The sequence below is a fragment of the Klebsiella sp. HMSC09D12 genome (genome assembly GCF_001808475.1).
Classification (GTDB): domain Bacteria; phylum Pseudomonadota; class Gammaproteobacteria; order Enterobacterales; family Enterobacteriaceae; genus Klebsiella; species Klebsiella oxytoca.
In genome coordinates this window covers 1-747 of the sequence record NZ_KV793390.1, presented here as the reverse complement: position 1 = coordinate 747, position 747 = coordinate 1, and the positions used below count along the sequence as shown (strand labels likewise).

Annotated in this window: 1 protein-coding gene; it reads right to left on the bottom strand. The window is 58.5% G+C overall.

The annotated features are described in order from the left end of the window. On the bottom strand, positions 1-747 hold a 747-nt coding region (locus HMPREF3178_RS03110; protein ID WP_049096025.1), incomplete at both ends, for a glycosyl hydrolase family 18 protein.

Here is a 747-nt window from a genome sequence, read left to right as displayed (position 1 = left end):
CGGGAAGCCTTCGGCCAGCAGATGGTCGACGATGGTATTGACCGCCCAGCCGCCTTCTTCCAGCGCGTTCAGGTTGGTGTGATGGGTCAGGGTTTCCGCCCACGGCGTACCGAAGAAGTCATAGGTCATCACGTTGATGCCGTACAGACCGGCCTGCAGCAGCGCTTTCACGTTGGAGTAATCGAAGGTCTTCACTACCGCGGAGCTGGCAATGGAGATTTTGACGTTGCTCAGACCGGCGGAATCCAGCTGCTTACGCAGCTCGCCGATCAGCAGCGCATAGTTTTCGCCGTCTTCCGGGCCGTAAGGGTTGCCCGCGCCTTCCGCGTTCGGGTATTCCCAGTCGATATCCACTTCGCTGAACATCGGGAACTGTTTGAACAGTTTTACCACGCCTTTCGCGAAGGTTTTACGGGCGGAATCAGAAGCTGCGGTTTCGTGGAAGCCGTTACTCATGGTCCAGCCGCCGATGCTCATGGACAGCACCAGATCGTGACCCTGCTGCTTCGCTTTAGCCTGCAGATCGCGCAGGCCGCCGAGCAGACCTTTGGCATTCGCCTGAGTGACGGTTTTCGGATCGACGTCCCAGCCGCTGACGGAGTGGCCAACGTTAACGTAGGACTGGAAATCGCCCCACGGGTCGAGGAAGGTTGGCTCATATTTGACTTTTCCGCACTGCTCGGCGGCTTCGGCAACCACATCGCGGTACATCCCATCCACTTTATGGAAGCCGGTGACGCCGACGAA